This window comes from Pseudomonas sp. P1_F1_2 (assembly GCF_056405815.1).
Window position 1 is genome coordinate 1 of record NZ_JBFUBK010000078.1, and the last position, 13903, is coordinate 13903.

The window sequence follows — 13903 nt, forward strand, 5'->3', positions numbered from 1 at the left end:
CAGCCGGACGCAGGCTTCGTCAGCTGCTACGGATCGCGTCATGGCTTAGCTGTTCGGCATTACCCATGCCCACATTGGATTGTGTGGATGCCTTTTACCTTTGAAGAGAATAAAAATAATGACCCAGGTCCGCGATAGTCAGCAACGAAGTCCCCTGATCGAGACACGCTCGATCGATTACATTCCCGAGGCCGAGCGTCATGGCAGCCTCTACAGCCAGTTCACCCTGTGGCTGGGTGCCAACCTGCAAATCACCGCGATTGTCACCGGGGCGCTGGCCGTGGTGTTGGGCGGTGATGTGTTCTGGTCGTTGATCGGCTTGCTGATCGGCCAATTGCTCGGCGGTGCAGTTGTCGCGCTGCACGCCGCTCAGGGACCGAAGCTTGGGCTGCCGCAGATGATCTCCAGCCGTGTGCAATTCGGGGTCTACGGCGCGGCGATCCCGATTGTGCTGGTGTGCCTGATGTACCTCGGTTTCAGCGCGACCGGCGCGGTCCTGTCGGGGCAGGCGATTGCCCAGTTGATCAGTGTCAGTGACAGCACCGGCATCCTGATATTTGCTGCTTGCATCGCGTTCCTGACGATCTTCGGCTACCGGGTGATTCACCTGGTCGGACGGGTAGCGAGCGTGCTCGGCATCATCGCCTTCGCTTACCTGTTTACTCGGTTGATGACCCTCAACGACATCGGCCTGCTCCTGGAAAACCGCCACTTCGGTTGGAGCACATTCCTGCTGGCGGTGTCGTTGTCGGCCTCTTGGCAGATCGCCTTCGGCCCGTACGTGGCTGACTACTCGCGCTACTTGCCGAGCAAAACGTCGTCCTGGAAAACCTTCGCCGCCGTCGGCCTGGGAACCGTACTCGGCGCCCAGGCTTCCATGGTGCTCGGCGTGTTCGCTGCCGCGTTGGCCGGCGCCAATTTCCGCGGTCACGAAGTGGCGACTATCGTCGGCCTGGGCAGCACTGGGGTGATGGCATCATTGCTGTACCTGAGCGTGGTGTTCGGCAAAGTCACCGTGTCCACACTCAACGCCTATGGCAGCTTCATGTGCGTGGCCACCATCATCAGCGGTTTTCGCAGTCGCCTGGAAATCACCGCCCGCCAGCGCATGCTGTTTGTGCTGCTGATCGTCGCGGCGTCCACCACGCTCGCACTGGTCGGCCAGTACTCGTTCCTGAATTCGTTCAAGTACTTCATCCTGTTCTTGCTGACGTTCTTCACCCCGTGGAGCGCGATCAACCTGGTGGACTACTACTTCATCAATAAAGAGCGCTACGACATCCCGGCGTTGTCCGACCCGGCGGGGCGTTATGGTCGCTGGAACGTGTTGGGGATCAGCGTGTACGTCAGCGGCGTATTGATCCAGCTGCCTTTTGTCGACACGCATTTCTACTCCGGGCCGATGGTCGCGCAACTCGGCGGGGTGGATATTTCCTGGATCGTCGGGTTGGTGGTGCCGGGTGTTCTTTACTATCTGCTGGCCAGGAAGTCAGTGGTGGCGGTGCCGGTTGTACGCAGCACCAAGGCCTGACCGAGGGGCGACAGTGCATTGATCTACGCTGCACTGTCGCCGTTGCCTGAGGGCACTTTGATCTTTGAGGTACAGAGCATTTCCGACCCATTGCGATCACTGGTGTTGCGGCCATTGATCCAGAATTTCGTACCACGAAGCCTTGGACATCACCTGAACGTGTTTTTGTTTGGCCGAGGGCAGTGTTGTATCCAAAGTCCCTAGCGCTATCGAGATCCAGTCAGAGTATTCGCCTTGGCTCGCTGACCAGAACAGCGACGAGCCGCACTGATGGCAAAATTGCCGAAGTACGGATTCAGAGGACGAGTACGACTTGAGGCTATCGGCGCCTTGAATAAGTTGCAGATCATCGCGCAACACACTGCCATAGCTGGCAAAGGCTGCCCCATGGCTTTTGCGGCATTGGCTGCAATGGCAGTGAGACAGCGCTTTAGGTTGTGACAAGACCCGATACTTGACGGCGCCGCAAAGGCAGCTGCCCTGGAAGGCATCAGTCATTCAGGGGGGATACCTTGTATTGAGAAGGCCGCAAATTTAAACAGCCAGTGTTGTCGTTGTCGACCGACGCTTTCTGGTTGTTTTCTGCCTGTCGTAAAAGGCTATAGTCGGCCCAAAGTAGACACTCTGAAGCATCTCTCGTCTCTGGGCCGCTTTACTTGTCAGTAGGGTTTGTCGCCGATGATGGCCGCGCGCTCCATCTTGCGATGGCAGGGCGGATAGTCCATCACTGCATAGTGCTGGGTGCAACGGTTATCCCATATCGCCACGCTGTTTTGCTTCCAGCGCCAACGGACTTGGTACTCGGGGTTGTAGGCCTGGCTAATCAGGTACTTCAGCAGGTCGACGCCTTTTTGGTTGTAGTCCTGGCCGACACGGACGCGTCCCTGGCTGTGGTAGTTCACGAAGTGCGTCGCGTAGGCATTGACGAAGAGCACCTTTTCGCCGGTTTCGGGATGGGTACGCACTACCGGATGCTCGGCATCGGGGTATTGAGCCTTCATCGCCAAGCGCTTTTCCTTCGGCATGGCGGCAGCGAAGGAAGCGTTGAAGCTGTGGCTGGCGATCAAGCTGTCGATTTCCTGCTTCACATCGATTGGCAGTTTTTCATAGGCCATCACCATGTTGGCCCACATGGTGTCGCCTCCGGTGGGTGGGCATTCGATACAGCGCAACACAGCGCCCATCGGCGGCGACTCCCGCCAGGTGGCATCGCAGTGCCACGCATTCTCGTAGCGATCCGCCGGATTCTCCGGGGTCTTGTAGATTTGCACGAGACCGGGGGCTTCCGGGTGGCTGGGGAGCATCGGATGGGTTTCGAGCTGGCCGAGGCGCAGGGCAAATGCTTCGTGATCGCGGCGTGAGAGCTTGTCCAGATCCTGATCGCGCAGGAACAGCACCTTGTATTTCAATAGTGCCGCATACACTTCGTTGAACAAGCCGTCGTCGCGCACTGCGTCGCCCAGATTCACGTTGTGCAGTTCCGCGCCGATGGCACAGGTCAATTGTTCGACTCGCATTGCGTCTCCATTTCGATGGTTCTTGGCCGGGTCGTGGGCAGGCAGGAGAAATCGTGCCTTGATAGACGGCGGCGCTTGTTATTGTTGATCCGGTCTTTGCAGGTGCGGCAAGGCGGGAGATGGGTATCCGGCGCATGTACTGGCCTCTCTCAGTTAAGAAGGGACCGCGGACCCATAGTAGGAAGCGCGAGAGTCATGCCATGGGCATGGCGGGACATTTTCTTCGCTTATTGGGACACAGCAGGCGGGTTAAAGCGGTGGTGTTGCCTTGCTCTCTCGATAGCAGGCAGCCCAATCGGAAGGTGTCTTGCCAAACTGACTGCGAAACCAGCGTGAAAAATCACCGGCAGAGGAAAAACCGAGAAGTTCGGCAACTTCATACAATCGGCGTTTGCTGTTAGCCAGATACTCTTCGGCGAGTTCAGCACGCACAGCATTGATGATCGTTGTGACACTCTCTCCCTCGGTCGCCAGGTGTCGGTTAAGGGTGCGTCGATGCATGCCAAGATGCTGGGCAACCCCGTCGACAGAACACAGTCCGCTTGGCAGCAGCATCTTGACGATCTGGCGTACGCGCTGCGCCGGTTCGTCGCGCAGGTTAGCCAATTGCATGTCCAGCGTTCGCTTCACCTCGCGATGCAACGCGGGGTCAGCCGCGGGAATGGGCATGTCCAGGTCGCGCGCGCGGCAAACAATGGCGTTGAATTCCTGGGAAAACTCGATAGCGGCCCCCAGCACTCGTTGGTGCACTTCAAGGCTGGAAGGGCGCTCGTGAGTAAAACTGACCCTGACCGGGCGAAACGTATTGCGCGTCAGTACGCTCAACGTCCGCAGGCCAATGCCTGTCGACTGTTCGATAGCCTGGCGCCAGACACCGTGCCCACCCTGCATATTCACACCCACATGTAGCAGCACCAGGTCGCCTGCGTCTTCAAGTCGCAACTGCACCCCGGCGTTATGCAGACGCATGTACCGCGCACACGATTGCAAGGCGGCACGAAGTGTTGGTTCTTCGCGGATGAGCAACGCCAGCATGCCGAAATTGGACAGGTGTCGCGTTTCCGCGAGCAACAACCCGAAGGCCTCCTGGCCGGACAGGCGGGCTGATTCCTCCAGCAGCCAACCCACCGAATCGATGCTGATCATGATATTCGGATCGTCGAGGACACTGGCCGGCAACTTGGCCAAACGCAGCATACGAAAGGGATCGAGCCCCACTGAACGGGCAACCTGCTCATAGTCGGTAAGGCTGGCACTTCGCGTCAGGGTATACATGTGTCCCCGTGTCCCAATTTCACAAGATTGTGTCCTGCGCAGCTTAGTGCAGGACGCCTTGTCACGGCTACCTTCAGGCCAACAACCAAAAAAGGATGGAGGTAGATAAATGAACAAGCGCCCCGCTATGCGCGTCTGTCAGAAGCAAGTGGCAATAGAGCGATCGGACGCCGACGATCCCGATGCATTCAATCACTGCTTTGCCGAACTCAACGGTATTCGCATGCATTACATCGACGAGGGGCAGGGCCCGCTCGTCATTCTGCTGCACGGTTTTCCTTATCTTTGGTACATGTGGCGGCGCCAGATCGGGGCGTTGGTCGAGGCCGGGTATCGAGTCGTGGTCCCCGATCAGCGGGGGTTTGGGCAAACCGATCGACCCGATGCCATCGAAGCCTATGACATGAGTCAGGCAGTCGGCGACATGGTGGGCTTGATGGCGACTCTGGGCGAAACGTCAGCGGTGATCATTGGGCACGACTTGGGTGCCTGGGTGGCCCAGGCGGCGGCCATGCTGCGGCCGGATCTGTTCCGTGGCCTGGTGATGCTCAATACGCCGGTGCCACCGCGTGGCAAGATCAAGCCGACCGTAGCTTTGCAGGCAATGGCCAAGGGCAGGGTGTATCACCACCTGTATTTCCAGCAGCTCGAAAAGCCGGATCGCGAATTGGCCTGCGACCCGCGCAAGACCTTGCGTAGTGTTTTCTATTCGATTTCCGGCAGTGCTGTCGGCGCTGAACGCTGGCGTCTGTTCGTCGAGCCAGGTGAGCCCATTCTCAACGCCTTCACGGAACCGAAGGGCGAGTTCCCTTCATGGCTGAGCGAGCGGGCGCTTGATTACTACGTCGCCGAATATTCCCGCACCGGGTTTAGCGGTGCCCTGAACTACTACCGCTGTCGCGACCGGAACTGGGAAATCACCGCGTTTCTCGACGGTGCGGTGGTGCGCCAGCCAAGCCTGTTCATCGGTGGTGCTGCCGACCCTTCACTGGAACCGGTCGAAATCCGCGGTCTCTACGACCAGCTCGACACTTATTTACCCGGGCTGCAGAACAAGGTGCTGTTACCCGGCGTGGGTCATAGCGCCGCGGAAGAAAGCCCCGAACAGGTCAATGAACTGCTCCTAACGTATCTCGAACAGTTCTAACGATGAGGGCGAGCGCCTTGGCGCGCCCGCCCGATTCGCGATGTTCGCGGCAATACCTGTTACTCAGTTGAATGCCGTGAGGTCTTTCGGCGCGATGTCATGTTGCTCGCACCAGGCGAGATAACGCTTCAACCCGGACTTCCAGTTTTCGAGCGCGACGATGTTGTCGTTCCCGTCCAGGAACGCCAGATCGCCAGTCACGTGAACCAGCGTGAGCACATACCCATCTGCGCTTCCCGTGCTGACGACTTCAGGCGTGTGAGTCGATGCCGCCGTCTCGTACACGATGCTGCCAGGGCCGGCGATCCAGTCATGCTCCTTGTATTTCCACTGGCCTTCGATCGTGTAAACCATCACCGTCCCGGTGTGGTGATGCTTGGGCAGTTGCATGTCCAGCGGTGCCTTCATCATGACGATCCATTCACCCCGGATCGGGTCAAGTTTGAAGTACTTCAGCAGGACGTTTTCCGCATAGGGCGTAAAGGGTATCCACGGCAGCGATTCGCCATCGATGACTGCGGTGTCGACGTGTTCGTAGAGCATGTCTTTCTCCATTGATGCGGTTCAGGTCGAGTATTCGTCGGCAGCCAAAGCCGCCCGACCATCTCTGATGGTCGGGTGCTCCGGATTTTCTGAAGGGGGTGTCGGGATCAGGTGAGCGGGGTGCCCGCGAGAGTCGCGCGTAGCATCTTTCTTGGCGCATTGCCGTAGTCAGCAACTGCGTAGTGCTGGACTTGCAAGTTGTCCCACATGGCAATCGTGTTGGTTCGCCACTTCAGACGTACCTGGTACTCGGGAATCGCGGCCTGCGACGTCAGGTAGTTCATCAGGTGATGAGCCTCGGGCATGAAGTCCTGGCCGTAGCGGATATCCTCGAAGTTGAAGAAATTCGAGAAATGGGTGGTGAACGCGGAGTTGACGAACAGCACCTTTTCGCCTGTTTCGGGATGAACAAGCACCACAGGATGTTCAGCGGCGGGATTCTTCGCGGCCATGGCGTGACGTTGTTCACGTGGCAACTGGGCACCAAAGGAATGCTCGGCACTGTGCTTTGCGTACAGACCTTCGATCCGTTGTTTGACCGCTTCGGGCAGGTTTTCGTAAGCCATGACCATGTTGGAGAACAGGGTGTCGCCGCCGGATTCAGGGCCCTGCTCGCAGCGCAATATCGCTCCGCGAGGCGGCGCTGGCTTGAAGGTGACATCCGTGTGCCAGAGGTTTTCTCGGCTGGCCTTTTCGACAAAACTCTTGGGCTTGTTCGGGTCAAGGTTGCGATAAAGCATCAGCAACTTGTCCGCCTCCGGATGGCTCGGCGCCAGGGGATGACCTTCCAGTTCGCCGAATTGCGCGGCGAAGTGCTGTTGCTCCAGGGGAGAAATGTCCTGATCGCGAAAGAACAGCACTTTGTGCTTCAACCACAGCGCCCGGATTTGTGCGATCAGTTCGGGATCCCGGGTAGCGTCGGCCAGGTTGATGTTGCTCAGTTCGGCACCGATGGCGGGGGAGCAAATCTCCACCTTGATCGAATGCTGACGCACTGACGACCGAATAATGGCGGGTGCCGAGTGGGGAAGTGGTGAAGGAGTGTCTTGGGTTGTGGCGACTGTTGTCATTGTTTTCTCCAATCCGGGCTTGTACAGCGGTGCGCAAATGTGTGCATCCGGCATAAGTAACTGGCCCCTGCCAGCGGGGCAGAGGTACCGGTCCTATAGTAGGTAGCGCGGGCGCAATGCCATGGGCTTGGCGGGACAGTTTCTTCGCATGCTGGGACACTGGCAGAGAGGACATCGAACAATAGTGCGAGGGAGGGCGCACGGTGTAGTTGCATTCTGCTACGCAGGGTGTCGCTTCTTGACTGATCGATATCAGGCAAGCATGCCGCCATTGGAGATTCGCACACGATGGCGGCGACAATTATTTTTGTCACTACAATGAAGTGAAATCGAAAGGAGCTCCGCCCGAACGCGTGGTGCTCTGGCCCAGGAAGTTTGCACCCCGCAGGTACTTTTCAGCGAGGAAGGACGTATGCCAACCCCCGTAGAACAGAAGCGGGCGCGGATTCTCGACCCCGTCGACCGCGTCACCGAGGTGATCTTCGGCCTGCTCATGGCGATGACGTTCACGGGGACGATCAGCGTGGCGACCTCGGGCCAGGAGGCCGAACGTACGATGATGTTCGCCGCGCTCGGTTGCAATCTTGCCTGGGGGCTCGCCGACGGGGTGATGTATCTACTCAGGGCATTGGTCGACCGCACGCGCAAAAGCACGTTGTTCGAAAAACTCGCCAGGGCGGACGCGGCCACCGGGCAGGCGCTGGTGGCGGGGGCATTACCGTCGCACGTGGCGGCAGCCGCCAAGACCGAGACCCTTGAATTGTTACGCAGCCGCCTGGTCGAGTACCCGGCCACGGCAGTGCAGTCGGGCCTCGGCTGGGAAGATTTCAAGGGGGCATTGGGCGTTTTTCTGCTGGTGGTGTTATCGACCTTTCCACTCGTCATACCTTTCCTGTTACTCGAACAGACGGCGCTCGCCGTTCGTTTATCCAATTTGATCGGGCTCGTGGTGCTGTTCATCGCGGGTTGGATATTGGCGCGGTACGCAGGCGCAAAGCCGTGGCAAGGCGGGATTGCGCTGGCGGTCACTGGCGCATTGCTGATCGCCGCGATCATCGCACTCGGCGGATGAAGACGAGAGGCGGGCACGGCCAATCCGCGGCTGCCCACTAAGCCAAATTGTGCTGTACACCAAGGGGTTACAGTTCTATGAGCGATTCGAACTCTTCACCTTCCACCCCGGAACCGGGTCGTATTGCCCGTCGGGAAACAGGCGCCAATCAGAGCGCCTGGATCCGCTGGCTGCCGGGGCTGAACACCCTGCGCCACTATCAAATAGCCTGGCTGCGAAATGACATCGTCGCCGGGCTCGTGCTGACCACCATGCTGGTGCCGGTGGGTATTGCTTACGCTGTGGCCTCGGGCGTCCCGGGCATTTATGGCCTCTACGCGACGATCATTCCACTGCTCGCCTATGCGTTGTTCGGCCCCAGCCGGATTCTGGTGCTGGGACCGGATTCCTCGCTGGCCGCAGTCATCCTTGCCGTCATCCTGCCGCTGTCGGGCGGCGACCCGTATCGGGCCGTCGCCCTGGCGGGAATGATGGCGATTGTGTCGGGGCTGGTCTGTATCCTGGCGGGCATAGCGCGCCTGGGCTTCATCACGGAGCTGCTCTCCAAACCGATCCGCTACGGGTACATGAACGGTATCGCACTGACCGTATTGATCAGCCAACTGCCGAAAGTCTTCGGTTTCAAGATCGAGTCCGCCGGGCCTCTGAGGAACCTGTGGGCGATCGCCTCCGGGGTGATGGAGGGAAAAAGCAACTGGATCACGTTCGCGGTCGGCGTCGCCACGTTGGTGGTGATCCTGTTGCTCAAGGGGCACAAACGCATTCCGGGTATTTTGATCGCCGTGGCCGGCGCAACCATCGTGGTCGGTGTGCTGGAGCTTGGCACGAAATACGGCGTATCGGTCCTCGGCACGCTTCCACAAGGCATGCCGGCGTTTGCCATTCCGTGGATTACCCAGGCCGATATCGTCCCGATCGTGATCGGAGGCTTCGCCGTGGCGATGGTTTCGTTTGCTGACACTAGCGTGCTGTCGCGCGTCTATGCGGCGCGCTCGCGTACTTACGTTGACCCGAACCAGGAGATGGTCGGGCTCGGCGTTGCCAATCTGGCGGCGGGGTTTTTCCAGGGCTTTCCCATCAGCAGCAGTTCGTCACGCACACCTGTAGCCGAGGCCGCCGGCGCTAAAACCCAGTTATCCGGGGTCGTCGGAGCGCTGGCTGTGGCCTTGCTGCTGATGGTGGCGCCGAACCTGTTGCAGGACTTGCCCAACAGCGCGCTGGCCGCGGTGGTGATTGCATCGGCCATCGGCTTGATCGAGGTCGCTGACCTGCGCCGTATCTATCGCATTCAGCCCTGGGAGTTCTGGCTGTCCATCGCCTGCACCGTCGGCGTTGCTGTGTTCGGCGCCATTGAGGGTATCGGCCTGGCCATCCTGCTCGCGGTGATTGAATTCCTGTGGGACGCCTGGCGCCCGTACTCAGCCGTGCTGGGGCGTGCCGATGAGGTTCAGGGTTACCATGACATCACGCGCTTTCCCGATGCGCGACTCATCCCCGGCCTGGTCTTGTTTCGCTGGGATGCACCTTTGTTTTTCGCCAACGCCGAGTTGTTCAATGAACGGGTGCTGGACGCGGTGGCGACGTCGCCGACGCCGGTGCGCTGGATTGTCATTGCGGCAGAACCGATGACCAGTGTGGACGTGACGTCTGCCGATATGTTGGCGGAATTGGACGAAACCTTGCGCAACGCGAGCATCGAGTTGTGTTTTGCCGAGATGAAAGACCCGGTCCAGGACAAACTGAAGCGATTCGGGATTTTCACGCAGTTTGGCGCCACCGCGTTTTTCCCCACGATAGGCACTGCCGTCAACAGCTACCTGGCGACGTATGCGGTGGATTGGGTCGTCCGCGAGGACGAGGAACACTGAGCGTAACGCTTGATTTTGGCGGCTATCAACGACCGTCTCGCCTTGCAGGACGGTCTAAGTGGTCCTATCGTCGGATTTCAGGTGCTACACCGGTTGGGTGGTTGAGAATGAAGGATGCAAGAAGACTTTCCCCTGGACATCCTCGGCGAGCGGACTGATTGGCGAGCGAGACGACCGAGTGTTTTTGAATTGGAGGAACATCATGATTCGCAAGCACTGCTTGATGGCCCTGGCGACACTGATTGTCGCCGCTGGTGTGCAGTGGGTGTCGGCGCCCGCGTACGCAACTGAACAGGGAGAGCAACGGCGCGAAGCGCGGGATACCAGGCAGACAGGGCGCTCCGATGCACGTCAAACCAAATATGATTGCCGCAAGGACAATGACAAGAGCAATGCAAACTGTCGCCAGGACAAGCGCAGCAGCAAGCAGGACACACGCCGCACGGCTCGGGACATCAAATATTGATGGCTGAGATAAATCCCGTTCTCAACGGGATTTATCAGGGATGGATTTGTGGTTGCACTTGAAGCGGCTGCTACTGGCGGGTTTGGCTTGCCAAAACGGTCAGTTGCAGCGCGTTTATGTGTGTCGCCTTACAGCAACGATATCGGGTAGCTGACAAACAGCCGGTTTTCGTCAAATTCATTGGTGCTGAAATTTTTCCGGATACTGGAGTTTCGCCATTTGACGCTCAGGTTTTTCAAGGCTCCAGACTGAATGACATAGGCCAGTTCCGACTCCCGACCCCATTCCTTGCCATCGGTGAAAGCACCCGTGTGCACGTTATCGCCACTCAAATAACGATTCATCATGGTGAGTCCGGGGATGCCGACGGTGGCGAAATTGAAATCGTGACGAACCTGCCAGGAATGCTCTTGGGCGTTATCGTAGCTGGAGTTATAGCTGTCGTTCGCCAGCGTGCCGCCACTGGCACCATTGACCCGCATCCACGCGGTATCTCCGGTCAGCTTTTGCAAGCCAACATAAAACGTACTGCCCCCCAGTTTTGCAGATAACAGGCCAAACATTGTTTTGTTGTCCATGTCTCCGGCCAGGCTGGCACCGTTTTCCTTGCCGGTGAAAAAGCCCAGATTGGCGCCCAGTGTCCAGTCACCCACAGGTTGGCTGTGATTGAGGCTGAAGTATTGTTGCTGATAGATGTCCTTGAGTTCGTCGTACCAGAGCCCAACCGTAGTGCGCTTGTCGTTGAAGGTGTATTCACCGCCGCCGAAGTTAAAACGGTCGGAAGTAAACGCCGCTTTGCCGTTCATGGACATGTCTTCCATGCTGGCGTCGTTGCGCGGGCTGTTTTGCCTGATTTGACCGCCATATAACGCCAGCCCGCCAATTTCCTGGGAGGTGATCTGAGCGCCACGAAAGGTTTGCGGCAACGAACGGCCATCATCTGAACGCAGGATGGGCAGCGTACTGACCCATTCTCCGACTTTGACCACCGTTTTTGAAACCTTGGCCTTGGCGGCAACGCCCAGGCGTCCAAAGTTGTCAGCAGGGCGCCCATCATCATGGATAGGCAGAAGTTGCGTGCCGCCCGTGCCTTTGCCTCCGTCGAGCTTTTGCGAATAAAGCCCCAGTACATCGACACCGAACCCTATGGGGCCTTGGGTATAGCCGGAGCGGGCATCGAGGATAAAGTTTTGCGTCCACTCCTCGGCTTTGTTCTGTGGCGCGGCCCTGTTTGGGTAGGCGGGATTGACGAAGTTGCGATTGATGTAGGCGTTGCGCAGATTGAGGGTAGCGGTAGCACCCTCGACAAAACCGCTATTTTCGTCGGCATGAACGACTGCTACCGAGCCGGCGCTGAGTGCCAGGGTCAGGCTGATCAATGAGTAATGAGCAGGTACGTTGCAGCGAAAAATAGTGTGGCGCATGGTGGTTTTCTCGCAGTGAATTATTATTTTTTTTGGCGGTTTTTGTGGCCCACACCTGAATTTCAGGCGCAGGCGGCCCTGGCAACCATCAGCCGGGAGGCCGCCGTGTAAGCGTCTAGCGATCAGCTGTGTCGGGGCGTGGGCAACTAGCGACGCAGCAGGTCATCAATGGCGCGGAGTGCGAGGGGATAACCGTCCGCACCCATGCCGCAAATCACCGCGTTCACTACGCCAGACATGATTGAGTGGCGATGCAGTTCGTCCCGTGCATGGATGTTCGACAGGTGCAGTTCAATCAGTGGTGCGTCGATCAACTTCAGGGCGTCCAGCACCGGAATCGAGTGAAACGAAAAGCCGGCCGGGTTGATGATCAAGGCCGCGCCTTGCTCGAAGGCCTCCTGAATCCAGTCGACCATTACGCCCTCATGGTTGGTCTGGCGAAAGTCGCATACCAGGCCAAGTTCCTCGGCGAGCATTTCTGTACGTTGCCGGATTTGATCGAGCGTGGTGTGCCCGTAAATGTGCGGCTCACGACGACCCAGCAAGTTCAAGTTAGGGCCGTTAAGGATGAAGACGGTGCGGTTCATGGTCGTCCTGGTGCGTTATTTGGAAAGAATGGCGGCAGAAGTGGTATCGACAGCGTCTGATGCGGCGACGGCATTGAGGTCGACGCCGCGGGTTTCAGGGCCGATGACGATCATTGCCAGCGAGATCAGGTTGATCACGGCGCACAGCGTCACCAATGGCCACGGCGAGTTGTTCGACTGGCTCATCAGCCAGACCGCGATCATCGGCATCGGGCCACCGATCACCAGGTTGGCGCCGGTGTAGGCCAGGGCGGAGCCGGAGTAACGGACCTGGGTCGGGAATGCTTCGGCGAATGCCACCGGCTGGATGCCGCTCTGGAACTGGGTAAAGCCCAAAAACAGCCCCATGATCGCCATGATCGCGGTGACGTTTTGCGTGTTGAGGATCGGGAAGTAGACGAACAGGATCAGCAAGGTCATGCACGAGCCCAGGGCCAGCGCCTTTTTACGGCCCCAGCGATCCGACAGATAACCACCGGCTAGCGCACCGAAAATCGCGCAGACGTTGGCGACCATGAGGGACATGAAGCCCATCGATTGGCTCATGCCCAGATGCTTGGTCAGGTAGCTCAGGGAAAAAATCACGATCAAATAGAACAGCGCAGCGGGCGAGCAGAAAAACAGCATCAAGCGCAGGATGGTTTTGTAGTGGCTGCCCAGTGCGGATTTGAGCGGGCTTTTTTCTTTCTTCGCTGGCGTCTTTTTCAGAGCCACGAACGCCGGGGTTTCATCGACCTTCAACCGGATGAAAATCGCGACCACCACCAGTACGAAACTCATCAAGAAGGGGATTCGCCAGCCAAAACTTTCAAACTGCTCACTTGAAAGCGTCGCTGCCAGGCCCATCAACACGCCGTTGGCCAATATCTGGCTGAGCGGTGAACACAACCCGAGCATGCCGGAATAACGCCCTCGGCGTTCGGGGGATGCGTGCTCCAGGGCCATCAGTTGCGCCCCGGTGGACTCACCGCCCAACGCGAAGCCTTGAATGATCCGCAGCAGCACCAGCAGGATCGGCGCCCAGATACCCACCTGGCCATAAGTAGGCAACAGGCCCATCAATACCGACGCCAACCCCATCATGGTCACTGTAGCCAGCATCAGGTTGCGTCGACCGAGTTTGTCACCCAGGTAACCGCAGGTGATGGCACCCAGTGGCCGCGCTGCCAGGCCAACGCCGAACGTCGCCAGCGAAGCCAGCAGCCCCGCGGTCGGCTCCATGGCCGGGAAGAACAACTTGGGCAAAATGGTCGCCGACACCGCGCCATATAGCGTGAAGTCAAACCATTCCAGGGCGGTGCCAATGGTCGCGGCGGTCACTGCTTTGCGAGGCATGCGCAAATCATGAGTCTCGTTACTGGTCGTGCTCATAGAGGTGCTCGTCATTGTTTTTATGGTTATGG

General features: G+C 58.4%; 13 protein-coding genes. 5 read left to right on the plus strand and 8 right to left on the minus strand.

Annotation, left to right across the window (positions count from 1 at the left end):
* Positions 1–118 precede the first annotated feature (118 nt).
* Entirely contained in the window at positions 119–1531 is a 1413-nt protein-coding gene (locus tag AC1D2P_RS21155) for a purine-cytosine permease family protein (protein ID WP_109786750.1), read from the plus strand.
* Positions 1532–1627: 96 nt separating this feature from the next.
* Here AC1D2P_RS21155 and AC1D2P_RS21160 read toward each other — a convergent pair whose 3' ends face one another.
* The 3 genes from AC1D2P_RS21160 to AC1D2P_RS21170 form a co-directional block, all read right to left on the minus strand.
* A complete protein-coding gene (locus tag AC1D2P_RS21160; RefSeq protein WP_477757903.1) occupies positions 1628–2029 on the minus strand; it encodes a GFA family protein in 402 nt (133 codons plus the stop codon).
* Between the two features lie 161 nt (positions 2030–2190).
* The gene (locus tag AC1D2P_RS21165; protein ID WP_077431907.1) at positions 2191–3048 is read right to left on the minus strand and encodes a TauD/TfdA dioxygenase family protein; all 858 of its coding nucleotides are present in this window, start codon (positions 3046–3048) and stop codon (positions 2191–2193) included.
* Positions 3049–3297: 249 nt separating this feature from the next.
* Positions 3298–4323 carry an AraC family transcriptional regulator gene (locus AC1D2P_RS21170; RefSeq protein WP_460164070.1) on the minus strand — a complete coding sequence of 342 codons (1026 nt, stop codon included), beginning with the start codon at positions 4321–4323 and terminating at the stop codon, positions 3298–3300.
* Positions 4324–4432: 109 nt separating this feature from the next.
* On the opposite strand from AC1D2P_RS21170, the gene AC1D2P_RS21175 reads away from it, so the two are divergent.
* Positions 4433–5470 carry an alpha/beta fold hydrolase gene (locus tag AC1D2P_RS21175; RefSeq protein ID WP_218191600.1) on the plus strand — a complete coding sequence of 346 codons (1038 nt, stop codon included), beginning with the start codon at positions 4433–4435 and terminating at the stop codon, positions 5468–5470.
* Between the two features lie 63 nt (positions 5471–5533).
* On the opposite strand, the gene AC1D2P_RS21180 is transcribed toward AC1D2P_RS21175, so the two are convergent.
* Complete coding sequence (locus AC1D2P_RS21180) at positions 5534–6013, minus strand: 2,4'-dihydroxyacetophenone dioxygenase family protein (RefSeq protein WP_046030525.1); 480 nt, start codon at positions 6011–6013, stop codon at positions 5534–5536.
* Between the two features lie 107 nt (positions 6014–6120).
* A complete protein-coding gene (locus tag AC1D2P_RS21185) occupies positions 6121–6993 on the minus strand; it encodes a TauD/TfdA dioxygenase family protein (protein ID WP_218278082.1) in 873 nt (290 codons plus the stop codon).
* A 502-nt stretch (positions 6994–7495) separates the two neighbouring features.
* Between AC1D2P_RS21185 and AC1D2P_RS21190 the strand changes: the two genes are divergently transcribed.
* The 3 genes from AC1D2P_RS21190 to AC1D2P_RS21200 all read left to right on the plus strand — a co-directional run bounded on the left by AC1D2P_RS21190 (position 7496) and on the right by AC1D2P_RS21200 (position 10489).
* Entirely contained in the window at positions 7496–8155 is a 660-nt protein-coding gene (locus AC1D2P_RS21190) for a hypothetical protein (protein WP_477757902.1), read from the plus strand.
* Positions 8156–8232: 77 nt separating this feature from the next.
* Positions 8233–10023, plus strand: a complete 1791-nt coding sequence (locus AC1D2P_RS21195) for a SulP family inorganic anion transporter (protein WP_477757901.1) — start codon at positions 8233–8235, stop codon at positions 10021–10023.
* Between the two features lie 202 nt (positions 10024–10225).
* Positions 10226–10489 (plus strand): hypothetical protein, encoded by a 264-nt coding sequence (locus AC1D2P_RS21200; protein WP_223524986.1) that lies wholly within the window; start codon positions 10226–10228, stop codon positions 10487–10489.
* A 128-nt stretch (positions 10490–10617) separates the two neighbouring features.
* Here AC1D2P_RS21200 and AC1D2P_RS21205 read toward each other — a convergent pair whose 3' ends face one another.
* From AC1D2P_RS21205 to AC1D2P_RS21215, 3 genes are all read right to left on the minus strand, one after another.
* Positions 10618–11913, minus strand: a complete 1296-nt coding sequence (locus tag AC1D2P_RS21205) for an OprD family porin (RefSeq protein WP_109786746.1) — start codon at positions 11911–11913, stop codon at positions 10618–10620.
* A 146-nt stretch (positions 11914–12059) separates the two neighbouring features.
* A complete protein-coding gene (locus AC1D2P_RS21210) occupies positions 12060–12500 on the minus strand; it encodes a type II 3-dehydroquinate dehydratase (protein WP_109786745.1) in 441 nt (146 codons plus the stop codon).
* 15 nt (positions 12501–12515) lie between these two features.
* Positions 12516–13871 (minus strand): MFS transporter, encoded by a 1356-nt coding sequence (locus AC1D2P_RS21215; RefSeq protein ID WP_223524990.1) that lies wholly within the window; start codon positions 13869–13871, stop codon positions 12516–12518.
* Positions 13872–13903: the final 32 nt, after the last annotated feature.